General features: G+C 71.1%; 21 protein-coding genes. 8 read left to right on the top strand and 13 right to left on the bottom strand.

The window, feature by feature from the left end; all coding sequences use genetic code 11:
- Positions 1 to 277 precede the first annotated feature (277 nt).
- From QMG73_RS30500 to QMG73_RS30480, 5 genes are read right to left on the bottom strand one after another with little or no spacing between them, the layout of a single operon-like run.
- Complete coding sequence (locus tag QMG73_RS30500; RefSeq protein ID WP_281901412.1) at positions 278 to 1,216, bottom strand: glycoside hydrolase family 5 protein; 939 nt, start codon at positions 1,214 to 1,216, stop codon at positions 278 to 280.
- Entirely contained in the window at positions 1,213 to 2,151 is a 939-nt protein-coding gene (locus tag QMG73_RS30495) for a hypothetical protein (RefSeq protein WP_281901409.1), read from the bottom strand. Before QMG73_RS30495 ends, QMG73_RS30500 begins: the two co-directional genes overlap by 4 nt.
- Positions 2,148 to 2,480 (bottom strand): PadR family transcriptional regulator, encoded by a 333-nt coding sequence (locus tag QMG73_RS30490; protein WP_281901407.1) that lies wholly within the window; start codon positions 2,478 to 2,480, stop codon positions 2,148 to 2,150. The genes QMG73_RS30495 and QMG73_RS30490 overlap by 4 nt, the downstream gene beginning before the upstream one ends.
- Before the next feature lie 38 nt (positions 2,481 to 2,518).
- Positions 2,519 to 3,070: a hypothetical protein gene (locus tag QMG73_RS30485; protein WP_281901404.1), complete on the bottom strand. Its 552-nt coding sequence runs from the start codon at positions 3,068 to 3,070 to the stop codon at positions 2,519 to 2,521.
- Positions 3,063 to 3,953, bottom strand: a complete 891-nt coding sequence (locus tag QMG73_RS30480; protein ID WP_281901403.1) for a helix-turn-helix transcriptional regulator — start codon at positions 3,951 to 3,953, stop codon at positions 3,063 to 3,065. Before QMG73_RS30480 ends, QMG73_RS30485 begins: the two co-directional genes overlap by 8 nt.
- 100 nt (positions 3,954 to 4,053) lie before the next feature.
- Here QMG73_RS30480 and QMG73_RS30475 point away from each other — a divergent pair, with 100 nt between their 5' ends.
- A complete protein-coding gene (locus QMG73_RS30475; RefSeq protein WP_281901401.1) occupies positions 4,054 to 4,809 on the top strand; it encodes an SDR family oxidoreductase in 756 nt (251 codons plus the stop codon).
- Positions 4,810 to 4,813: 4 nt separating this feature from the next.
- Here QMG73_RS30475 and QMG73_RS30470 read toward each other — a convergent pair whose 3' ends face one another.
- From QMG73_RS30470 to QMG73_RS30445, 6 genes are read right to left on the bottom strand one after another with little or no spacing between them, the layout of a single operon-like run.
- The gene (locus QMG73_RS30470; protein ID WP_281901400.1) at positions 4,814 to 5,152 is read right to left on the bottom strand and encodes a hypothetical protein; all 339 of its coding nucleotides are present in this window, start codon (positions 5,150 to 5,152) and stop codon (positions 4,814 to 4,816) included.
- Positions 5,153 to 6,517: a hypothetical protein gene (locus tag QMG73_RS30465; RefSeq protein WP_281901399.1), complete on the bottom strand. Its 1,365-nt coding sequence runs from the start codon at positions 6,515 to 6,517 to the stop codon at positions 5,153 to 5,155. It abuts the gene before it with no gap.
- Positions 6,514 to 7,218, bottom strand: a complete 705-nt coding sequence (locus QMG73_RS30460) for an ABC transporter ATP-binding protein (protein ID WP_281901398.1) — start codon at positions 7,216 to 7,218, stop codon at positions 6,514 to 6,516. The genes QMG73_RS30465 and QMG73_RS30460 overlap by 4 nt, the downstream gene beginning before the upstream one ends.
- Positions 7,215 to 7,952, bottom strand: a complete 738-nt coding sequence (locus QMG73_RS30455) for an ABC transporter ATP-binding protein (protein ID WP_281901396.1) — start codon at positions 7,950 to 7,952, stop codon at positions 7,215 to 7,217. The genes QMG73_RS30460 and QMG73_RS30455 overlap by 4 nt, the downstream gene beginning before the upstream one ends.
- A complete protein-coding gene (locus QMG73_RS30450; RefSeq protein ID WP_281901394.1) occupies positions 7,949 to 9,931 on the bottom strand; it encodes a branched-chain amino acid ABC transporter permease in 1,983 nt (660 codons plus the stop codon). The genes QMG73_RS30455 and QMG73_RS30450 overlap by 4 nt, the downstream gene beginning before the upstream one ends.
- Positions 9,928 to 11,313, bottom strand: coding sequence for an ABC transporter substrate-binding protein (locus QMG73_RS30445; protein WP_281901392.1), 1,386 nt, complete (start codon positions 11,311 to 11,313; stop codon positions 9,928 to 9,930). Before QMG73_RS30445 ends, QMG73_RS30450 begins: the two co-directional genes overlap by 4 nt.
- A 1,104-nt stretch (positions 11,314 to 12,417) precedes the next feature.
- Between QMG73_RS30445 and QMG73_RS30440 the strand changes: the two genes are divergently transcribed.
- The 6 genes from QMG73_RS30440 to QMG73_RS30415 all read left to right on the top strand — a co-directional run bounded on the left by QMG73_RS30440 (position 12,418) and on the right by QMG73_RS30415 (position 17,240).
- Positions 12,418 to 12,936, top strand: coding sequence for a pyridoxamine 5'-phosphate oxidase family protein (locus QMG73_RS30440; RefSeq protein ID WP_281901391.1), 519 nt, complete (start codon positions 12,418 to 12,420; stop codon positions 12,934 to 12,936).
- 153 nt (positions 12,937 to 13,089) lie between these two features.
- Positions 13,090 to 13,995, top strand: coding sequence for an ABC transporter ATP-binding protein (locus QMG73_RS30435; protein ID WP_281901390.1), 906 nt, complete (start codon positions 13,090 to 13,092; stop codon positions 13,993 to 13,995).
- Complete coding sequence (locus tag QMG73_RS30430; protein ID WP_281901388.1) at positions 13,995 to 14,765, top strand: ABC transporter permease; 771 nt, start codon at positions 13,995 to 13,997, stop codon at positions 14,763 to 14,765. Before QMG73_RS30435 ends, QMG73_RS30430 begins: the two co-directional genes overlap by 1 nt.
- Positions 14,766 to 14,783: 18 nt before the next feature.
- Positions 14,784 to 15,992 (top strand): sensor histidine kinase, encoded by a 1,209-nt coding sequence (locus QMG73_RS30425; RefSeq protein ID WP_281901387.1) that lies wholly within the window; start codon positions 14,784 to 14,786, stop codon positions 15,990 to 15,992.
- A complete protein-coding gene (locus QMG73_RS30420) occupies positions 15,989 to 16,609 on the top strand; it encodes a response regulator (RefSeq protein WP_281901386.1) in 621 nt (206 codons plus the stop codon). The genes QMG73_RS30425 and QMG73_RS30420 overlap by 4 nt, the downstream gene beginning before the upstream one ends.
- Before the next feature lie 109 nt (positions 16,610 to 16,718).
- Positions 16,719 to 17,240: a hypothetical protein gene (locus QMG73_RS30415; RefSeq protein WP_281901385.1), complete on the top strand. Its 522-nt coding sequence runs from the start codon at positions 16,719 to 16,721 to the stop codon at positions 17,238 to 17,240.
- Positions 17,241 to 17,258: 18 nt separating this feature from the next.
- Here QMG73_RS30415 and QMG73_RS30410 read toward each other — a convergent pair whose 3' ends face one another.
- Both QMG73_RS30410 and QMG73_RS30405 read right to left on the bottom strand, forming a co-directional pair.
- Positions 17,259 to 17,753, bottom strand: a complete 495-nt coding sequence (locus tag QMG73_RS30410; protein ID WP_281901383.1) for a hypothetical protein — start codon at positions 17,751 to 17,753, stop codon at positions 17,259 to 17,261.
- A 136-nt stretch (positions 17,754 to 17,889) separates the two neighbouring features.
- Positions 17,890 to 19,527 (bottom strand): pectate lyase family protein, encoded by a 1,638-nt coding sequence (locus QMG73_RS30405; protein WP_281901382.1) that lies wholly within the window; start codon positions 19,525 to 19,527, stop codon positions 17,890 to 17,892.
- 352 nt (positions 19,528 to 19,879) lie between these two features.
- Between QMG73_RS30405 and QMG73_RS30400 the strand changes: the two genes are divergently transcribed.
- Positions 19,880 to 20,797, top strand: coding sequence for a hypothetical protein (locus QMG73_RS30400; RefSeq protein ID WP_281901380.1), 918 nt, complete (start codon positions 19,880 to 19,882; stop codon positions 20,795 to 20,797).
- The last annotated feature ends 231 nt before the right edge of the window (positions 20,798 to 21,028 follow it).

The raw sequence follows: 21,028 nt of genomic DNA, 5'->3' as shown, positions 1-21,028 counted from the left end.
CGGTAGCTCGAAATCTCTGAGGTTCGAGGCCCTGCCGGCGATCCGGCGCCGTTCGTGCCCAGACCTATGTGGACGGACGGCCCCGGCATCGAAGCTCTGCCGCGCCCCGTGCGGTCCTGCGCGCCCTGCCCGCCCCGCGCGCTTCGCGGGCCCCGCGCGGCCCGCGCGCGGGGCGAGGCCCGCACGGCCCGCGGGGCGCGTCGGTTGGCGAGCCTGGCCGCGTCGATCAAGGGCATGTGCATCGATCAAGGGCGAATGCTCGCGGAAAGAGATCGAATCACGTGCCTTTGCCCTTGATCGGCGGAGAGGCCGGGCCGACGAGGGCGCGCAGCAGTGGGGCGCGCCAGGCGTCGTGCTCGGGGTCGTATGCGCCGAAGTCGGTGGCGAAGTCCCAGTGGGCCCAGCTCATCCCGAGGCGTTCGGCCTGCTCGCGGACGAACTCGACCCAGCGCAGCCGGGACGGCATGTCCGCTTTGGAGTATGCGCCGAACTCGCCCAGGAACAGGGGCCGGTTGTGGCTCGCCGTCCAGCGCGCGGCGGTTTCGAGGTCGTCGGCGACGGCCTTGCGGTCCGATTCGGTACCCCACGTCGTGCCCAGCCAGCGCTCGGTGTCGGGTATCCACGTCGCGCCCTGATGGGTGAACGCGAACGGCGCGTAGTAATGCACCGTCACGATGAGCCGGTCGTCGTCGGGCAGCCGCAGCTCGGGTAGCGCGTCGATGTCGTTGGCGCGCGCGGTGCCGACGATGACGGCCCGGTCGGGGTTTGTCTCGCGGACGACCGCCAGCGCCTGGGCTAGCAGTTCGTTCCAGCGCGGCGGATCCAGCGCGCCGTGTGGTTCGTTGAGCAGCTCCAGGTACAGGCGGTTGGGCTGAGCCGCGTATCGGGACGCGATCTGCTTCCACAGGCCGAGAAACCGGGCCGTGTGACCGTCGGGATCGGCGTTCAGCTCGTCGTAGTGGTGCACGTTCAGTACGACGTTGAGGCCGCGTTCCATCGCGCGCCCGACCGCCCAGTCGGCGCGCGCGAGGAACCCACCGTCGATTGTGTACGGTGCTTCCGCCGCCGCGTGGGCCGACCAGCGCACGGGCAGGCGTACGGTGTCGATACCGGCCGCCCGCACCGCGTCGAAGTGCGCCTCGGTCAGCCGCAACGGATCAGAGTAGGCGTCCAGGGCGTTGCCGAAGTTGATGCCCCTACCCAGCTCGCCCGTCACAGGCGGGCCTGGCGGCGCAGTCCGAAGGTACCGGCGGCCACGAGAGCGACCGCGCCGACGACGAGCGTCCAGAACCACGCGCTGGCAAGGGTCTCGAACTGCCCATAGCTTTGTGTGTTCACCACCAGCAGCGCGAGGATCACCGGCACGAGCAGCACGCCCGCGGCGATGGTGGCCCGGGCGTCGACCACCGTCCACAACAGGAAGCCGACCACCACCGCGACCGTCGCCCAGGGCTGCACGCCGATCGTCACCTCGTACGCGGTAGGCAGCAGGAATACGGCGGCCAGGACGCCGAGCAGCCACGGCAGCGGTCGCCGGGTGCCGGCGGCCGGCCACGCGATCAGCGGTGCGATCAGCAGTAGGGCGAGCGGCAGCGGCCAGAACGTCGGCTCGATGCCCGTGAAGTGCACGACCAGTCGGATTTCCGGGTAGTGGAGCTGCCCGGTGACGTTGTCCCTGCCGGCCATCGCGAAGTACGCCGAGGTCAGGGTCGCGGCGAGCCCGCCGAGCGTCGCGAGTAGACCCAGCACGTACCGCCCGCGCGCCACCGCGACGACCGCGAGCGCCGTGATGACCATCCCCAGTGGATAGAAGAGCTCAGGCGGATACGCTAGGCCGTCGGTGAGCACCCGCGGGATGACCCGGCCGGTTTCGGCCAGGCCCCCGGCGGTGGCGTAGACCAGCAGTAGGAGTACCGCCAGACGCAGTGCCCCGAGCCAGGACTGGCGGACGGAGCGCGCGTGGTGCGCACCGGCGCGGGCCTGCAGGCCGCGCAGGACGAGCGCCGCGGCCTCGCGCGCGGTCGGGCGCCGCTGGTCGTCGCCGGCGGCCTCCATCAGCGTGCCCATCATCTCGGCGCCGCGCTCGTGGCGGTACCCCTTCGGGTACGCCCGCAGCAGCCGCCGGTACCGGGCTTCCAGTGCCTCGCTCATGCGGGCTTCACCACCCCGACGGATCGGATCGGCCGGTCGGTCACGACGCGCGCCGCCTGCGCCATCCGGTTCGCCTCGGCACGCAGCACGGCGACCCCTTCGTCGGTGAGACCGTAGTATCGCCGGGCCCGCCCGTTGACCACTTCCTCGGACAGGACGCGCAGCAGGCCCTCGGCGCTGAGCCGGTCGAGTGCCGCGTAAAGGGTGCCGGCCGCCATTCGCACGCGGCCGTCCGACAGCTCCTCGGCGCGCTTGATGATCGCGTATCCGTGGAGCGGACCGTCCATCAGCGCGGCGAGCGCGAAGTACGTCGGTTCGCGAATACTCATTCCATCAGAGTATTGAGTCCAACTGACTATCGCAAGCCCTAGGGCAGCATGGAGTCGTAGCGGTCGCCGGCGTCGCTGATCGGGCGGTACGTCTCGTCGGCCGCCAGCCGGTGCAGCGCCTCCACGAGGCCGTCGCCGGCCGGCAGGGCGAGCGCCTCGCGCAGCCGCTGGCGGTCCTCGTCCAGATCCGGCCAGTCCTCGCGCAGCTCCTCGTCTGCCTCGGCCAGCATCGCGAGAACCGCCGCGCCGCCGTCGTCGTCCCAGCGGCCGGCGGTCGCGTCGTGGATGGAGGAGACGCTCGCGATGAGGGCGAGCGCGTCGCGAAGGCTGGTGGCGATCAGCCCACCCTCGCCCTCGGAGCCGGCGTACAGCACCGGGCGCTGGTCACCGGAGCCCACCAGCATGAACGCGCCGCCGGACGCGTCACCGGCGACCATCTCCAGGGGCTCGCCACCGGCCAGGTGGATCGGCTCGGCCGGGCCGCCCGCCACCCGCGCGACGTCGAAGTCGAAGTCGGTCAGGAGCTTGGCGATCGCGGGGGTGCTGCGGACGCGCTCCAGGAGGGCGGCGTCGGTCATCGGTTCAGGCACGCGGCGACTGTACCGATCCGGCGCCAGCGACCCCGTTTCTCGCCACGGGTTCCCGTGTGGGGGCGTCCGCCACCGTGCTGCTCAGCAGCTTCAGGGCGTGTTCGGAAGGGCTGGCCGGCTCCGCGTGGTACACGATGAGCATCTGCCCGTCGGCGCCGTTGACCGTGAAGGTCTCGTAGGCGAGCGTCAGCTCGCCGACCATCGGATGGTGGAAGCGCTTGCTGCCCGCGGTCTTGGCCCGCACGTCGTGGCGTGCCCACAGCCGGCGGAAGTCCTCGCTCTTGAGTGACAGCTCGCCGACCAGCTCGGTCAGGCGGGGGTCGTCGAGGTCGCCGCCGGCGCTGGCGCGCAGGCTCGCCACGGTCTGAGCGGCCACTGTGGACCAGTCCGGGTAGATCTGGCGGGTCTCCGGCTCCAGGAACACCAACCGCAGCTGGTTCTGCCCCTTGACCGAGCAGTGGTTCACCGCGGCGGCGAGCCGGTTGTTGGCCAGCACGTCCATGTAGCGGCCCAGGATCAGGGCGGGCGTGCCGGACCAGGCGTCAAGCAGGCGTGCCAGGTGTGGACTGACCCGCTCTGGCTGGCTGGGCCGGCGCCGCCGGCGGGCGACCGGGCGGGCCAGCTCGCGCAGGTGCGTCGCGGCCTCCTCGTCGAGGCTGAAGACCCGGGCGAGGGCGTCGACCACCTGCTCGGACGGGTGCTTGTCGCGCCCCTGCTCCAGCCGCACGTAGTAGTCGGCGCTCATCCCGGCCAGCAGCGCGACCTCTTCGCGGCGCAGGCCCGGCACCCGCCGCCGCCCCGGGTCCGGCAGGCCGAACTCCTCCGGGCGCACCAGCTCGCGCCGCGCGCGCAGGAACTCGCCGAGCCGGTTGTCGCTGTTCATCACCCCAGGCTAGACCGGCCGCCCGCGGCTATCCTGGCCCCGCCACTACCAGGAAAAGCCCGTCCTGGATGGCCCGCCGCGACGCCGCGATGGTGGAGCCATGACAGACAACAACGCACTCTCCGGCCGGATCGCCATCGTCACCGGCGCCACCAGCGGCATCGGCGCCGCCATCGCGCGGCGGCTGGTCGCGGGCGGCGCGTCCGTCGCCCTCCTCGGGCGGCGCGAGGACCGTCTCAAGGAGCTGGCCACCGAGCTCGGCACGGCCGCGCTGCCGGTCGCCGTCGACATCACCGACCAGCAGGCCGTGTACGCCGCCGCGGCGACCATCCGCTCGACGCTCGGGCCTGCCGACCTGGTCGTGGCGAACGCGGGTGTGATGCTCGCCGCACCCTTCGAAGCGGGGCGGACCGGCGAGTGGGACCAGATGGTCGGCACCAACATCAACGGCCTGCTCTACACCGCCCGCGCGTTCATCGACGACCTGCTCGCCGCCGCAGCCGGCGACAAGCGCGCCGACCTGGTACTCGTCGGGTCGATCGGCGGCCACACGGTGTTTCCGAACTACGCGGTCTACACGGCGACGAAGGCCGCGGTCGCGCACCTGACCCGCGGCCTGCGGGCGGAGTTCGGCCCGCGCGGCGTACGGGTCAAGAACGTCGAGCCCGGCTTCGTCAGCACCGAACTCGGCGACGGCATGCAGGACGGCCAGCAGCGCGAGATCCTCGACGAGATGCGGCGCGCCGTGCCGCCGCTGCCGGCGGAGGACATCGCCGACGTCATCGCGTACGCCACCGCGGCACCCGCGCGGCTCAACCTGGCCGAGATCATCGCCATACCCACGGTGCAGGGCTGACGGACTAGGAGACGCCGGCGCGGTCGGGCTCGACGGTGGGTAGCAGGCGCGTCGAGTCCGGCTCCGGGGCGGTCGGGCGGTCGGCCAGGCGGCGGATCAGCTCGGCCTGCTCCCGTTGCAGGGAGACGAGCCGGGCCAGCCACGAGCTGAAGAAGATCAGCGCGCCGCAGATGGTCAGCCCGAGCCCGAAGAGCCCACCGGAGACCAGGTACGGCACCTGCTCGAACACGTACCCGGTGTGCGCCGTGCCGTACCAGCCGATGCCGATGACCGCGAGCCCGAGCGGCATGAGGAAGCCGCCGGCGAGCGTCAGGATCTGCTGGAGCCGCTGCTCGTTTCCCATCTACCGCTCCCTCAGGTTGGGCACGCCGTTCGGTACTCCCAGGTCGCAGCCGCCACCGCCAAACATCAGCGCGACATACCGGCGCAGCCCGTACGAGACGGCGGCGGCGACGGCGAGGCCGATGACGAAGGCGTACCAGGGCACGCCGGGGAACACCGGCCACTCGTTGCTGGCGACCGGCGTGGTGGCCTCACCCGGCGCGGACTCGGGCGGCACCTCGCCGCCGGTGCCGCCCACCCCGGCGCCCGCGTCGCCGCCGCCCGCCTGGCTCCCGCCGCCGGCCGGTCCGGCGGCCGGCGGCGGGGCCTCGGCGGCCACCGCTGGGGAGGCCGTCGCCTGGCCGGTCGCCGTGCCCAGTACGAACACGAGCCGGGGCGACAGGTTGAGCCACGGGACGAGTTGGGTGCGCAGGTCGGCCGGCAGCAGCGCGAGGACCGGGTCGAGCAGCGACGCCAGGCCGAGCCGTTTGAGCAGCGCGCCGGTATCGAGGGTCACGGTCAGACCCCGGCCGGTCACCGTGGCCGCCGTGCCGTTGACCTTTCGCTGTACCGCTGGCAGGTCGACGCTCAGCCCCAGGTCCTTCAGACGGGTGGTGAGTTCGGCGGGCAGCGCCGGCAGCTTGGTGACACCGGTGGGCCCGGCCACACCGTCCTGGTTGAGCGCGACCTTCTGGCCGACGAGGGTCAACGACTTCCACACCACGGTGCCGGTGGCCGTACCCCGGGCGCCGTCGCTGACCGCCTCGGTTTCCGCCCGCAGACCGTCCACTTTGACCAGTCCGCCGAGCAGCGAGATCGAGCCGGCGGTGGCGTACGAGACGGCGGTCGCCTTGTCGCCGCCGACCGCCGTCTTGCTGTGCGAGGAGAAGCCCTCCAGCGCGACCAGTACCGGCGAGATGGGCAGGCCGGGCAGGGGGAGTGCGGGGCTGGAATGCTTCGCACCGTGGGCGGCCGCCTCGACGGAGCCGCCGTCCGCGTGCGAGGTCATCGCCGCGCCCGGCGCCACCTCCTGCTTGGCGTCCGCGGGTCCGCCGGGGTGTGCCGCGTCGACCTTTACCGGGTACGTCGCGTCCGGGTTCTGCAGCAGCTCCGGCAGCCCGTACCCGACCGCGTCACCGGGCCACATGAGGCTCGACACCGCCCGCCCGGTCGGTCCGCTGGACAGCTTGGCGCGGGAGTACGAGAGGTTCAGCTCCAGTTGGGGCTCGGCCGGTATCGGGATGGTCGGCTCGAATATCTGGACGGCGACCGGCGCCGCGTCGGCGCTGAGGGTGAAGCCGGCCAGGTCCGCGGCTTCGGCCCGCCCCGGTATCGCCAGCAGGGCGCCGCCTACGAACACGGTCATGAGGGTGCGCGATGTCTTCATGTGACGCTTCCCAGGTAGAGGTTGGCCAGTTCGTCGGCGATCTCGTCGGGCCCGCCGGTCGCGACGACCCGCCCGTGGACCAGTACGGCGGCGCGGTCGGCGACCGCCAGGGCGGCGTCGGCGAACTGCTCGACCACCAGCACGCTCACGCCATCGGCGGCGAGCCCGGCCACCACCTCGTACAGCTCCCGCACGACCAGCGGGGCGAGCCCCATCGACAGCTCGTCGACCAGCAGGACAGCCGGGTTGGTCGCGAGCGCGCGAGCCATCGCCAGCATCTGCTGCTCGCCGCCCGACAGCGACCCGGCGAGCTGGTTGGCGCGCTCGGCGAGGCGGGGAAACCGGTCGAACGCTGTCCCGTATACATCTGCCGCCCGCGCACCGGCGTACGTGGAAAGGCGCAGGTTGTCGCGCACGGTGAGGTTGGGGAAGACCGAGCGGCCCTCCGGGATCGTGCACAGCCCGGCGCGGGCGAGGGCGTCCGGGGAAGCGCCGTTGACGTGCGCCCCGCCCACGTGCACGTGGCCGGCGGTGGCCCGGATCTGTCCACTCGCGACCTTCAGCAGCGTGCTTTTGCCGGCGCCGTTCGGGCCCAGCAGCGCCATCACCGCGCCGCGCGGCAGGGCCAGGTCGACGCCGTGCAGCACCTCGATCCGGCCGTATCCGGCGGTCACCCCGACGAGTTCCAGGATCGGCTTCATGCGGCCGTTCCCAGGTAGGCGGCCTGGACGCCGGCGTCGGCGCGGACCTCGGCGGGTGTGCCGGAGGCGATGACCGCGCCGAAGTTGAGCACGTTGACGCGGTCGCACACTCGCATGATCAGGTCCATGTCATGCTCGACGATGAGCACCGCCCGCCCCTCGCCGGCCAGCTCCCGCAGCAGGTCGCCGAACGACTCGGTCTCCGCCACGCTCAGCCCGGACGACGGCTCGTCCAGCAGCAGCAGGCGGGGATCCAGCGCGAGCGCCCGGGCCAGCTCCAGCAACCGCGCGATGCCGGTGGGCACCGTGTCGGCGGGCCGGTCGGCGTACGCGTCGAGGCCGACCCTCTCGATGAGACGGTCGGTCACCCGGGCCGGCGCCTGCTGGCGGCGCGAGCGGCGCAGCGCGTGCCGGCGGTGGATCTCGGCCGCCACGAGCACGTTCTCCCGTACCGTCAACGAGCCGAACGCCTCCAGCCGCTGGAACGTGCGGGCGATGCCCCGCCGGGCCCGTTCGTGGGTGGCGCGCCCGGTAATGTCCTCCCCGGCGAGCCGGATGGTGCCGCGGGTGGGGCGCTGCAGCCCGGTGATCACGTTGAACAGCGTGGTCTTGCCGGCGCCGTTGGGCCCGATCAGCCCCGTCACCTGGCCGGCGGCGGCCGCCAGGCTCGCGGCGCCGACCGCCGTCACCCCACCGAACCGCACCGTCACGTCGACCGCTTCCAGCAGCGTCATCGGTTCACCCCCGCTCCCCGCAGGGGAAGCGCTGGCGTCCCGCTGTGCTCGGCGCCGCTGTTGTTCTCCGTGCTGCTTTGCTCTGCTTCCGCGGAGGAAACACGTGTCGCCTCCGTGGAAGCAGAGCTGGGCGGGCGCCGCGCGGGTGCAGGACGCCAGTGTTCGCGCCGGCGGCCTAGCTTGAACAGGTGGCTCACCACGCCGTTCGGGTCGCGGCCGAGCCCGACCGAGGCCACACCGACGAGCAGGTAGACCAGCCCGCCCAGCGCCGGGAACGCGCTGGCCAGTACCGGCAGCAGCATCAGAGCCATGCCGCCCAGAGCTGCCCCGGAGACCGAGGTGACGCCGGCCACGACCGCGAGCAGCAGCAACGGCAGGCTGCCCATGAGCTGGAAGTCGGTCGCCGCGACGGTCTGCCGCAACCCGCCGAGCAGGCCCCCGGCGAACCCGGCGATGCCCGCGGAGAGGGCGAAGAGCCGCACCCGCGTCCACCGCATGTTCAGGCCGAGCGTGGCGCAGCCGGCGGGACTGTCGCGCATGGCGAGCAGGATCCGGCCGTATCCGCTGCGGCGCAACGCCAGCACGCCAAGCCCCACGACGACGAACGCCGCCGCACAGACCATCACATAGGCGCGCTCACCGCGCAGGCCGGCCAGCCGGGGTACCGAGAGGCTGCCGTTGAAGCCGAACGCGAGGCTGGACTGGAAGACGAGCTTGTCCATCAGCAACCCGAAGGCCAATGTGGACAGTGCAAGGTAGAGCCCGCGCAGCCGCAGCGCGGGCAGCGCGACGAGGGCACCGACGAGCGCGGCCACGGCGGCCGCCGCCAGCAGTCCGAGCGGAGAGGCGGTGCCCAGCCGCGCCACGGTGACCGCCCCGATGCCGACGAACGTCAGCTGGGTGAGGGAGACGAATCCGCCGTACCCGGTTAGGGGCACGAGTGACAGCATCACGATGCCGTACACGAATCCGAGCGCCAGCTGGTCGTTCTGCGCGGCGGGAAGGGCGAAGGAGGCGGCCGCCGCCGCGCCGACCAGCAGCACCCCGGATACCAGCGCGCGGCGGGCGGGCGGAACCGGTACACCGGCGATGCCTTTGATCTGGCCGACGCGGAGAGTGGCCTGCGGCGACAGCAGCAGCGCGGCGAACAGGAAGAGAGCCGGAATGGCGGCGCGCAGACCGCTCAGGGCCTCGGTGGGCGGAAGATAGCCGACCGCGTACGACTGCGCGAGGCCCAGCAGCAGCGCGCCGACAAATGTCCACGGTAGACTGCGGAGGCGGCCGACCACGGCGGCGGCGTACGCGCTGATGACCAGCAGGGTGAGGTCGAAGTAGCTGAGGCCCACGACGGGCGTCAGCAAGATGCCGGCGAGCGCGGCCAGAGCCGCGCCGATCGCCCAGCTGAGCGCGGAAACCAGCGATGTGCGCGCGCCATAAAGGCGCAACAGCTCGCGGTTGTCGACCGACGCGCGCATCGCGGCGCCGATCCGGGTCCGGCTGAGCAAGCTGTACAGGCCAGCGGCGACGACCAGGGCGGCGGCGACCATCACGAGATCGTGGTACGTGACGAAGGCGCTGCCGACCCGGAACCCGCGCTGGCCGAAGAACGGCTCCACCGGGCGTGCGGTCGCTGGCCAGATCGCTTGTGCCGCACCGATCAGCATGATAAGCAGCCCGACGGTGACGACCAGCGTGGTGCCCTCGGGCGCGCCGGCCAGGTGGCGCATCATGACGCGTTCGGCGAACGCGCCCAGCAGCGGCGCGGCCACCCCGACGACCAGCAGCACGGCCAGCCACCCCGGCAGTCCACGCTGGACGGTCAGCTCCCAGCACAGGAACGCCATCACCATGCCGATCGCGCCGTGCGCGACGTTGAACACCCGCGACGTGCTGTACGTCAGCACCAGCCCACTCGCGGCAACGGCGTATCCGGCGCCGGTGACGAGCCCGAGCACCGTGAACGCGATGAGTCCGCTCATCCGCCCACGCCTGTGTTGACGAGTTGTCCACATCGGAATCCGGAGCCGGGCGCCTCGCGGACCCACCGGCCGCCCTTGAGCCGGATGAACGCCCAGCATTTCGCGGTGCGCTTCCCACCCACGTCCTGCGGCGAGAACAGTCCGTTGGCGGTGTACGCGTGCACGCCCTTGACCGCGTCGAGCAGGGCCTTGCGGGTCAGGTTGGGTCCGACCTTCGCGGCCAGTTCGACGAAGAGCTTGGCGGCACCCCACGCGAAGAAGCCGAAGTAGTCCGGCGCCGCGCCGGGTGCGACCCGAGCCAGCCACGAACGGTACAGCTTCATCTCCGCGTTGCCGCCGCCCTCTTCGAGCAGGGCCGTGTTGGTGAACACCGCCATGCCCTCGGCCGCGTCACCGGACTGCTTGACGAAGTTGGCGTCGTACGCGACCGGGTCCATGACGAACACGTCGGGCTTGAAACCCTGCTGCTTCATGGCCTGCAGCAGGCGCGCCGCGTGCTGGTACGAGCCGAGCCACTGCACGTAGCGCACGCCGCGGTCCTTCATTTGCACCACGTAGGGCGCGTAGTTGAAGTCGGCGACGTCGATGGCCTGCTCGTAGACGAACGTGAAGCCGCGGCCGGTGAACGCTTTGACGAAGCTGGCCTCGTTCTGCTTGGTAACCTCGGAGTTGAGGTACAGGAAGGCGGCCTTCGACACGGCGGCCGGAAACTTACCCTTGAAATGGTCGGCGACCGCGGTCGACTGAAAGTTGACCTTGTTCGAGTTGACTCCGTAGGTGACGGCCACCTTCTGGCGCTGCGCTGTCGTGGTGACCGCCCGCAGATCCGGGATGCCGCAGCCGCTGGCTGTCGCCGCGCCGCCCTGGTCGTACGCCGACATCGAGCCAACCAGCGCGAACGCCTGCGAACACGCCCGCGCGGTAGCCTCCTGGTCGCCGCGGGAGTCGGTGCGCGAGTCCAGCGCCATCAGCTCGAGCGTGCGCCCGCAGACGCCGCCGGTGCTGTTGACATAGCCGACGTACGCCTTGACGGCCTGCTGCGCCGACTCGAACAACCCCTGCACGGGCCCGCTGACGTCGGAGACGTTGGCAATCTTTATCTTGTTGGCGGTCACGCCCGGTGCGGTCGCGCCCCCGGTGCCCTGGCACTTCACCGGCGCACCCTTTTGCGCGCCGCCAGTCGTGCCGCCCGGCCCGCCGCCACCGGCCGCCGCTCCGTCGCCGCCGCCATCGCTGGTGCCGGCGCCGCCCGTGGTCCCGCCGCCGCTGTCACCACCCGCTGCGGCCCCGCCGCCTCCGGGTGCGCCCAGCACGTCGGCGCGCTGCTCGGGGGTCAGGGCGGACCCGCAGGCCGGCAGTGCGAGACACGCAGCAATCGCCATGAATACGCTCAATCCCGGTCGCACTGGGCTAGTAGAACAGGTTCTACAAGTTAGAACAAGTCCTGAAATGTTTCTTATCTGAAATTCCAGGAACACGTTCTAGGTGCTATGGGTGGCCGGAGTTGCGGCCGGCATCTATGTATCGCGAGCGCGGCCGAGAACGTTACAGCCGATTTCTCATCCCTCCCGCTGCCCCTCCCGCGTCCGCTCGGCCCGCGTCCGCTCGGCCCGCGTCCGCTCGGCCCGCGCGCTTGGCTGCCCTGTTCGTCGATCAAGGGCGAATGCACGTGGTTGGATCTCATTTCCGCGTGCATTCGCCCTTGATCCATGCAGATGCCCTTGATCGCGGCCATCAAGCTGGGTGATTCTGGGCGCGTCAAGACCGAGCCGTCTGGGGGCTAACCTCGCGGCGGCGACCATCGCGGGCCGTCCCGCGCTTACGCGGCCACGCGCGCTTACGCGGCCACGCGCGCTTACGCGGCCACGCGCGCTTACGCGGCCACGCGCGCTTACGCGGCCACGCGCGCTTACGCGGCCACGCGCGCTCGCGCGGCCATCGCGCGGGTGCCGCGCCGCGCGGGGCCTGCCGCATGGCGTTCTTGCGGAAGTGTTCGCGCTCTCCGCCGGCGATTCGGGCGATCTCAGGAAGCGCCGACGGCCGTCGCTCAAGCGTGCCCGCGCTGAGCGGCGCCACAGGCGCTGCTCAGCTCCAGATCTTGGATGCCCAGCGTCGCCCTGGCGACGGTCCAGCTCCAAGATTCAGCGCGCGTGCGAGATCGGCGCCGGCACCACCCCCGGGTACGTCCGTTTGTGCCCATGCACGATGCGACGACAAAGACGCCGCCGGAACGTACTGCGCCTCCGACGCGGGACCGATGCGCCGGTTGGCGGAGCGAGCCGGCCGGGCGCCGGCACGGCCGCACGCCTTCGGCGGCAGCTGCGTCGGCTGCCGGCCGCGATCAAGGGCAAACGCCGGGATCAAGGGCGAACGCACGCGGCAAAGAGATCCAACAACGTGCGTTCGCCCTTGATCGGCGGGCAGAAGGGCGAGGGTGGGTGTCGAAAATGGGGCGGGCCGGTCGACGTACGGGTATGACTGACTACATGAACGAGCCGATCTCGACTCGCAACCTCGACCAGTACGGCTCGGCGGAGCTGCCGTGGAGCCGCCCGCGTGACCTGCTCGCCAGCGAGTCGCCCGAGTCTGACCTCACGTTCTTCGTCGCCACCGTCCGCCCCGACGGCCGGCCGCACACGGCGGGGGTTGGCGCGGTGTGGGTGGACGACGCCCTGTACTTCGTGGGCGGTCCCGGCACCCGCAGGTCGCGGAACCTCGCGGCCAACCCGGCGTGCACGGTGTCGGTGCGGCTGCCCGGCATAGATCTGGTACTGGAGGGCGACGCGCACCGGGTCACCGATCCGTCCACGTTGGAGCGTGTCGCCACTGTCTATCGCGGGGGCGGCTGGCCGGCGTCGGTGGAGGGCGACGGGCTGACGGCTCCGTTCACCGCGCCCAGCGCCGGCCCGCCGCCGTGGCACCTGTACCGCCTGACGCTGCACACCGCCTTCGGCGTCGCCGCCGCCGAGCCTCACGGCGCCACCCGCTGGGACTTCGCCCACTGAGGGCCTCCATGATCAGGGCGTCCCTCAAGTCGCCCTAACGACTTCAGGGACGCCCTGATCACCGGTATCCGTCAACTGGTTGATACGGGAATCCACCGAGCTCGTCGCCGGCCGGGCGTCCCGCGTTCGGCGACCGCCCGCGATCCTCGATTCATGGCGATCATCGCGGTGGAGAACCTGCACAAGCGGTACGGCCGCACGGTGGCGGTGGACGACGTGTCGTTCGCGGTCGAAGAAGGCGAGATATTCGGCATCCTCGGTCCCAATGGTGCCGGCAAGACGACCACGGTCGAGTCCATTACGGGGCTGCGCCGGCCCGACCGGGGGAGCATCACGGTGCTCGGGCTCGACCCGCAGCGGGATCGCGCCGAGCTGCGCCAGCGGGTCGGCGTACAGCTGCAGCAGAGCCGGCTGCAGGAGAAGATCACGGTCAGCGAGGCGCTCGCCCTGTACAGCTCGTACTACCAGCATCCGGCGGACTGGCGGGAGCTGCTGGACGGGCTCGGCCTCGCTGACCAGCGGAACACCCGGTACGGCAAGCTCTCCGGCGGTCAGCAGCAGCGCCTGTCGATCGCCCTCGCGCTCGTCGGCAGCCCGACGGTGGCGGTGCTGGACGAGCTGACCACCGGCCTGGACCCGCAGGCGCGCCGCGACACCTGGGACCTGATCGAGCAGGTCCGCGCGTCCGGCGTCACCATCGTGCTGGTCACCCACTTCATGGACGAGGCCGAGCGGCTCTGCGACCGGCTCGCCCTGATCGACTCGGGCCGGGTCGCCGCCCTCGACACGCCCGCCGGGTTGATCGCCCGCGCCGGCCGCGAGCAGCGGGTGCGGTTCACCCCGTCGACGCCGCTGGACGACGCCCTGCTGACCGACCTGGACGAGGTGACCAGCGTGCGGCGCGGTGGGGGACAGGTGATCGTCACCGGTACCGGGGACCTGCTCCACGCTCTCACCTCTGTGCTGGCCCGCAACCGCATCGTCGCCCACGACCTGCGCATCGAGCATGCCAGCCTCGACGACGCCTTCGTGGCGCTGACCGGACGGAGCCACCACTGATGTCGACCCTGATGCGGACCACCCTCGTCGAGGCCCGGCTGTTCCTGCGGGAGCCGACCGCCGCGATCCTGGGCGTACTGTCACCGACCCTCATCCTGCTGGCCCTGGGCGCCATTCCCACACTCCGGGAGCCCTCCGAGGAGTACGACGGGGCCCGGTTCGTCGAGCTGTGGGCGCCGTCGGCTCTGGTACTGGGCATCGGCGTCATCGCGTTGCAACACATCCCGGGCGTCCTCGCCACCTACCGCGAGCACGGGGTGCTGCGCCGGCTGTCCACCACCCCCGTACACCCGGTCAAGCTCCTGCTCGCCCAGCTCCTCGTGGGATTGGCCGCGTGCGTCGTGGCGGGCGCTCTGGTCGTCGTCACGGCCTGGCTGGTACTCGATGTCCCGCTGCCGCGGCATCCGTGGACGTTCCTGGCCGCGTTCGGCGTCGGGTTCGGCGCGGTGCTGGCTCTGGGCACGCTGATCGCGGCCGTCGCGCCGAGCAGCCGGGTCGCCGGTGGCTTGGCGACCCTCGTGTACATGGTGGTGATGTTCGCCGGCGGCGTGTTCCTGCCCCGGTTCCTGATGCCCGACGCGCTGGTGCGGATGGGCGACTACACCCCTCCCGGCGTCCAGGGCCTGCTGACCGCCTGGTCCGACCACCCGGGGGTACTGGCCACCGTCGGCGCCCAGAGCGGGAGTACGCGCCTCGTCCAACTGGCGATAATGGCGGGCGTGGCCATCGTGGCGGGGGCGGCCGCGGCCAAGCTGTTCCGCTGGGAATGACCGGGAATGGGGACGGGCGTGGCATCAATCGACTGGGACCGGCGGTACGCGCGGGTTCTGGTGGTCGTCCCGTGGCTCCTGCTGGTCCCGTCCGTGGCGATCAACCAGGCCACGCCCGACCAGGCGGCGGGCGTTCGGGCCGGCACCCTCGCCCTGGCGGCGCTCGCCGCGGCGTGGGTGTACGGCTGGCACACCCGGCCGCGGCGCGAACGCTGGGAGCGGTGGTGGCCGGGCGCCGTCTACATGGCCGGCCTGCTCGCCCTGTGCGCGGCGCTGATGGCGTACGACGTGATCTACGTGCTGTTCACCATCACCGCGTTCTTCCACGCCTACCAGCTCAAGCCGTGGCCGCTCGGAGTGGCCGGGGTGCTGGTCACCTCGGTGGTGCTGAACACGATGACGATGGGCGCCCCGGAAGCCACCCCCGCGTCGCTCGGCGGCTACCTCGGGGTGATCATCGTGCAGTCGGCCGCGATCGGCGCCGGGATCGTGTTCGGCGAGAAGGCCAGCGAGCAGCAGCGGCGCCGCGACGAGATGGTGGCCCGCCTGGAGGCGGCCCTGGAGGAGAACGCCGGCCTGCACGCGCAGTTGCTGACCCAGGCGCGGGAGGCCGGTGTACTGGATGAGCGGCAGCGGATGGCCCGCGAGATCCACGACACCCTGGCGCAGGGTCTGGCCGGCATCATCACCCAGGTGCAGGCCGCGCAGCGGGTCTGGCCCGAGCCGGCACGCGCCCGGCCGCACGTCGACCGGGCGCTGGCGCTGGCCAAGGAGAGCCTGACGGAGGCGCGCCGGTCGGTACAGGCGCTGCAGCCGCGCGAGCTGGAGGAGGCGCGGCTGCCCGACGCCGTGGCCGACCTCGCCCGGCGGTGGTCGAACGAGACGGGGGTGGAACCGAGTGTGGAGATCACCGGTGAGCCGGTGCCGCTGAGCCCGGCGATCGAGGTCGCGCTGTTTCGGGTGGCCCAGGAGGCGCTGACCAACGTCGCCAAGCACGCCAGCGCCGCGCGCGTCGGGCTGACGCTGTCGTACCTGGGCGACGTGGTACTGCTGGACGTGCGCGACGACGGCGTGGGGATGCGTGACGCCGACAGTGGCGGATTCGGGCTCAACAGCATGCGCCAGCGCATCCGCGGCATCGGCGGCGCCGTGACCGTGGAGAGCGCGCCCGGCGAGGGCACCGCCGTCAGTGTCAGCGTACCGATGATGTCCGTGGGGGCGCCGTGATCCGGGTACTGATAGCCGACGACCACCCGATCGTCCGCAACGGGCTGCGCGGCGCGTTCGCCGACGAGCCCGACATCGACGTCGCGGGCGAGGCCGCCGACGGCAGGCAGGCTGTCGAGCAGGCCGTCCGGCTGGGCGTCGACGTGGTGCTGATGGACCTGCGGATGCCCGTGATGAGCGGCGTGCAGGCGATCGCCGCGCTGCGCGAACGGGCGCCAGCAATCCGGGTACTGGTGGTGACCACATTCGACAGTGAGGCCGACGTGCTGCCCGCGATCGAGGCCGGGGCGACCGGGTACCTGCTCAAGGACGCCACGCCTGGCGAGTTGCTGCGTGCCGTGCGCGCGGCACATCGGGGCGAGTCGGTGCTGGCGCCATCGGTGGCCGGTCAGCTGATGGGCCACGTACGCCGGCCGGGCGGTCCGGGACTGAGCAAGCGGGAGCTGGAGGTGTTGCGGCACGTGGCGGAGGGCGCGTCCAACCGGGAGGTGGCCCGCCGGCTGTTCATCAGCGAGGCCAGCATCAAGACGCACCTGCTGCACATCTACGACAAGCTCGGCGTGCGCGACCGCGCCGCGGCGGTCGGCGAGGCGTACCGGCGCGGCCTGCTGTCGTGATCGAATGCGTGATTCCGCAAGAGAAGCTTTCGATGATCTTGCTGGACGCCGACAGCGCCCACGACCCCGTGGTCTCATCGTCGAGTCGGTCGACCGATGGGAGTACAGGATGAAGTGGCTGGCTCGGGCCGTGATGGTGCTGACCACCGTGCTGGCGATGGTGTTCACCGCCGGTCCCGTCACGGCCGGAGAGACCGAGTGGACGCGGATTCGCTGCCTCAGCGGCGGCATCCACGCGACCTCGGTGACCGACGCCGAGTTCCTCGTGCTGAAGGGCCACCTCGACTGCGTCAACCGCCGGTCCCGGGCCTCCTTCGCGTACGCCCGCTACGGCGACCGCGGCATCGGCGTGGTGTTCTGGTTCCACCTCCAGCCGTACTCGAAGCTTGCACCGACCGAAGCCACCGTGGAGAACCAGATCGCCGCGGCGACCAGGCGGTTCGCGGTCTGCCTCGTGACCGACTACAGCGTGCGTGTCGCGTGCGTCATGGTGACGAGGAACCCCGGGCAGCAGGGGGAGAAGGCGTTTACCGTGGCGTCGCTGCCGCCGACCGCCCCCTATGTCAACCGCAAGGTCATGGTCACCGAGTACGCGGTCGAGCACACGCCCGCCTGCGGACACTGCTGGTAATGACGGGTTGGGAGGCTGTCACGGCCCTCCGGGCACCGGCGCGGTGGATACGCACATGCCGACGGGGCGTGTGCTGACACCGGTTCCGTACGACTGGATGATGAGGTTCCGGTATTCGAGGTTCCACGTCTCGCGGGTGAGCCGGGCGTTGATGTTGACTATCGTGTACGGCGGAATCACCATCGAGATCTGGTCGTTGATGGTGATTGTCTGCTCGTTCGAGGCGCCGATCTCGATGCCGATCCGTTCGGTGCCGCCGCTGATGGTAGCGGAGATCGACACCTGCTCCGACGTTGTCACACTTCGGCTGTAGTTGATGGAAATGGCCGTGTTGTTGGCGTATGACGCGACCATCTTGCCGCCGCAGTAGGTGGTGGAGCTGGCCCGATAGATCTTCCATCCCCAGGCCGAGTCGGCATGGGCGGGCGCGGCGCCAAGGGCGGTGAGACCGCAGACCGCGGTCAGCACGACGAGAATTCGACGAAGCATCGGCACATTCTCCCATCCGGCCACGTCGATATCCAGACTCGCGGACGGTGAGGCCGCGGGAGCAACGGTATGGAGCGCGGCGGGCGTCGCGGTAGCTCAAATCGAACCGCGCGGCCCTGAGACGCGGGACGTCTCAGGGCCGCGCGTGACCCGCGATGGGTCAGATCTTGCCCGCGCCGGCGCCCGCGGTGACGGACGCCTTGACGGTGCCGACGCTCTCCGCCGTGTAGGCGTACGGGAGCGCGGCCACCGAACCGTTGACCTCACACGGCCCGGAGTTGGTGAGCGAGTTGTTGCGGGCCACGAGCCGCCCGGGGTCGGAGTCGGCGTAACCGCTCGCGGACCAGCATGCCTGCTGCACGTTTTCGAAGACGTTGCCTTCGACGAGCACGCCGGCGTTCATGGTGGAGGCGATGGCGTACGAGGATGTGTTGTTGTTGACGTTCGTGTAGTAGTTGTTCATGACGTGGACGGTTTCGCCGAAACGCACCCGCGGGCTGCGCTCGAATGTGCGGTCGAACCAGTTGTGGTGGTACGTGATTCGTAGGTGACCGACGTCTTCGCCGGCGTTGCCGTCGGAGTGGCCGACCAGTGACGTCTTCCAGTGGTCGCGGACGATGTTCCAGGAAATGGTGATGTAGTCACCGGCGTGCGTGATGTCGATCATTCCGTCGTAGAAGTCGACATCGCTTTCGATGGTGCTTTGCATGGTGTTGTGGTCGATCCAGATGTGCGACGCGTTTTCGATCTGGATCGCGTCGGTGCCGGGCACGCCGCGGATGTTCATGTTCTGGATGATGACGTTGGCCGGTGACATGTCCTCGATGTTGAGGGTCGTACCGGAGACGCCGGAGTTGGCGCCGACACCGCGGATCGTCTTGTTGGCGGTGACCTCGACGGTGCCCGAGCCGGCGAGCATGCCGTTGACCAGGATGGTCCGGGTGCCGGACGCCTGCGCCTGGGTGCGGAAGTCGTTCCAGTTGCTCACCGTGACCGTGGCGCCGCCCGAGCCGCCGGTGGTGCCGCCGGCCTGCGTCGCCCAGCCGATGATCCCGCCGGGCGGCTGCGGGCTGGTGGTCGGCCCCGCGGTCGGCGAGGTCGTCGGCGAGGCTGAAGGTGAACTTGAGGGTGAGGTTGAGGGTGACGTCGGCGCCGGAGTGGTGGGGCTCGGGCCGGCCGCGTCGGTCACCAGGACGTCGTCGAAGGAGCCCGCGGCGTAGTTGGCGATGAGGCCCGCGCGGCCGGTGGCGTACGAACTGTCCGAGGTGGACACCACCTGCGTGCCGTTGACGGAGCCGACCAGCGAGCCGCCGGTGGCGCTCAGCCGCAGCGTGTACGCGGTGCCGGTGACCGTCGAGAACGACGCCGAGGCGAGCGTGGTGGTCGCTCCCTTGCGGATCTGCACCGCGTTGGGCGTGAGTACCAGAGCGTAGAAGTTCGAGGTGCTCTGCACCCGGGCCGCGATGCCGATGCCGCGCGAGGTCGCACCGCCGAACGCGCCCGCGGTCACCCGCGCCTGCACGGTGGCGGTCGACCACGACGTGGCGCCGGCCAGGGCCTTGGCGCTGGCGCTGGAGCCGGATTGAGAATAGGCGCCGGACGATACCGACCAGCTGCCGCCGGAGGTGCTCCAACCGCTGGCGTTGCCGTCGTTGAAATCGTCCGAGAACAACGTGGCCGCGTTCGCGACCGCGCTGATGGTCAGGACCACCGCGGTGACGGCGGCGCTGGCACCGGCCGCGAAAGCGGTTCGCGTGCGCCTGCCCAGGCGGTGGTGGACGTGCCGCGCTTCCTGCACTGTTACCTCCCTGCGTCGGAACGCGCTTTCCTGCCAACGTAGAAAGGTAGACTTAAAACAGTCAATGCCTGCCATGTGCAGCTTTGTTGCAAGAAATCCGGCACATGCGAGTAGGCGACTCGTCGGTCGGCGGTGGTGTGCGCGCTATTGCCGGATTAGAGAGTCGCCATATTTGCAGGATTGACGCCGATCATATGGCAAGCGCTTTCCCTTCGCCACCGGGCACCGGTGGAACCCCGCGCGGCCGACGCTCCACTGTGGTGGGCCGACCCGGGCACCGGTAGGGTCTTCACGCCGTGTGAAACCCTGGCCCGGGCGACGATGCCCGAGCGCAGTCCGAGGAGGTGTCGGCGTGGACGCCGATCCGTCGCGCAACCTGGTGGTCTTCGAGCTGCGCAGGGGTGGTGGCCAGCGCGCGCTCGCCGAGGTGCCCACCCGCGACGACGACGGCCTGCGCCAGGCGTGGGAGCAGGTGCGGCGCGAGCACGACGCCACCGCCGCCGAGGTCTCCAGCCTGTACAGCGAATGGGAGCCGTCCGCCGACGACGTCCGCTTCGTCCGCGAGACGTTCGCGGGCGCCGACATGTCGTACTCCTTCGAGCGCCCCGGACCCGACGGCTGGGGCGCTGCGCTCGAAGGCGCCCGCCACGCGATGGTCGAGGCCGCACACGAGCAGGCCGGTCGCGCGGCGGCCGAGGGAATGCGCGAGGTCGGCGAGAACGGCGAGCTCCTGCCGGTACTGTGGAGCCACGGCTCGCCCCGGTCCGGGATGCTGGAGTTCCTGCCGCACGTCGACGTGGTGCCCGGGCAGCTGTGCTACTCGCTCGCGACGGTAGGGCCCACGTCGCGCGGCACGATCGGCATGAGCCATGTGACCGAGTCCGGCCTGTCCGGCCGGCCCTTCAACGACCTGGTCGCGGAGGCGTTCGGCGCGCTGGCCGGTGGCCTGCAGGTCAACTGCTACAACGACGACGCGAACCCCGAGCGGGTCACGCTGCTGCGACTGGACCGAGAGGGGTCGTTCGCCTCGTCGGCGGTCGCCATGCCCGACTTCCACGAGCGCATGTCCGAGCTGCTCGGCGAAGACGACCTGCTCGTGGGACTACCCGAGCCGGACACGCTGGTCGTCACCGGCGCGCGGTCGAGCTGGGCCGACGACGTGCGCCGCATGGTGCTCGAATCGCCCTGCCCGGCCACGGAACTGATCCCGACGCTGCTGCGGCTGAACCGCTCCGGCATGACCGTCGAGGCCCAGCGCCAGAGCGTCTGAGGCATCCTCCACGCCGGCCCCGTGCGGGGGTCGGGCGGCGCCGCTGGCCCGCGGGCCGTGCTGGCCGGGCGGGTCGGGCGGGTCGGGCGGGTCGGGCGGGCGCTGGCCGGGGGCCGCGCGCTCCGCGGGCGCGCACCCTGCGCGGTGCGCGGGTCGCGCGCGCGGCGCGCTGCGGGCCGATCAAGGGCATTCGCATGGATCAAGGGCGAATGCACGCGGATATGCGATCGA

This window comes from Phytohabitans aurantiacus (assembly GCF_027923225.1).
Lineage (GTDB): Bacteria > Actinomycetota > Actinomycetes > Mycobacteriales > Micromonosporaceae > Phytohabitans > Phytohabitans aurantiacus.
The sequence above is the reverse complement of the archived record's forward strand: the minus strand, read 5'-3'. Positions and strand labels throughout refer to the sequence as shown.

Bases quoted from the DNA above. Each gene is read 5' to 3' on its own strand.
- QMG73_RS30495 (WP_281901409.1), bottom strand. From the start codon at position 2,151: ATGAGCGAGGCACTGGAAGCCCGGTACCGGCGGCTGCTGCGGGCGTAC.
- QMG73_RS30490 (WP_281901407.1), bottom strand. From the start codon at position 2,480: ATGAGTATTCGCGAACCGACGTACTTCGCGCTCGCCGCGCTGATGGAC.
- QMG73_RS30480 (WP_281901403.1), bottom strand. From the start codon at position 3,953: ATGAACAGCGACAACCGGCTCGGCGAGTTCCTGCGCGCGCGGCGCGAG.
- QMG73_RS30475 (WP_281901401.1), top strand. From the start codon at position 4,054: ATGACAGACAACAACGCACTCTCCGGCCGGATCGCCATCGTCACCGGC.
- QMG73_RS30470 (WP_281901400.1), bottom strand. From the start codon at position 5,152: ATGGGAAACGAGCAGCGGCTCCAGCAGATCCTGACGCTCGCCGGCGGC.
- QMG73_RS30465 (WP_281901399.1), bottom strand. From the start codon at position 6,517: ATGAAGACATCGCGCACCCTCATGACCGTGTTCGTAGGCGGCGCCCTG.
- QMG73_RS30460 (WP_281901398.1), bottom strand. From the start codon at position 7,218: ATGAAGCCGATCCTGGAACTCGTCGGGGTGACCGCCGGATACGGCCGG.
- QMG73_RS30455 (WP_281901396.1), bottom strand. From the start codon at position 7,952: ATGACGCTGCTGGAAGCGGTCGACGTGACGGTGCGGTTCGGTGGGGTG.
- QMG73_RS30450 (WP_281901394.1), bottom strand. From the start codon at position 9,931: ATGAGCGGACTCATCGCGTTCACGGTGCTCGGGCTCGTCACCGGCGCC.
- QMG73_RS30445 (WP_281901392.1), bottom strand. From the start codon at position 11,313: ATGGCGATTGCTGCGTGTCTCGCACTGCCGGCCTGCGGGTCCGCCCTG.
- QMG73_RS30440 (WP_281901391.1), top strand. From the start codon at position 12,418: ATGAACGAGCCGATCTCGACTCGCAACCTCGACCAGTACGGCTCGGCG.
- QMG73_RS30435 (WP_281901390.1), top strand. From the start codon at position 13,090: ATGGCGATCATCGCGGTGGAGAACCTGCACAAGCGGTACGGCCGCACG.
- QMG73_RS30430 (WP_281901388.1), top strand. From the start codon at position 13,995: ATGTCGACCCTGATGCGGACCACCCTCGTCGAGGCCCGGCTGTTCCTG.
- QMG73_RS30415 (WP_281901385.1), top strand. From the start codon at position 16,719: ATGAAGTGGCTGGCTCGGGCCGTGATGGTGCTGACCACCGTGCTGGCG.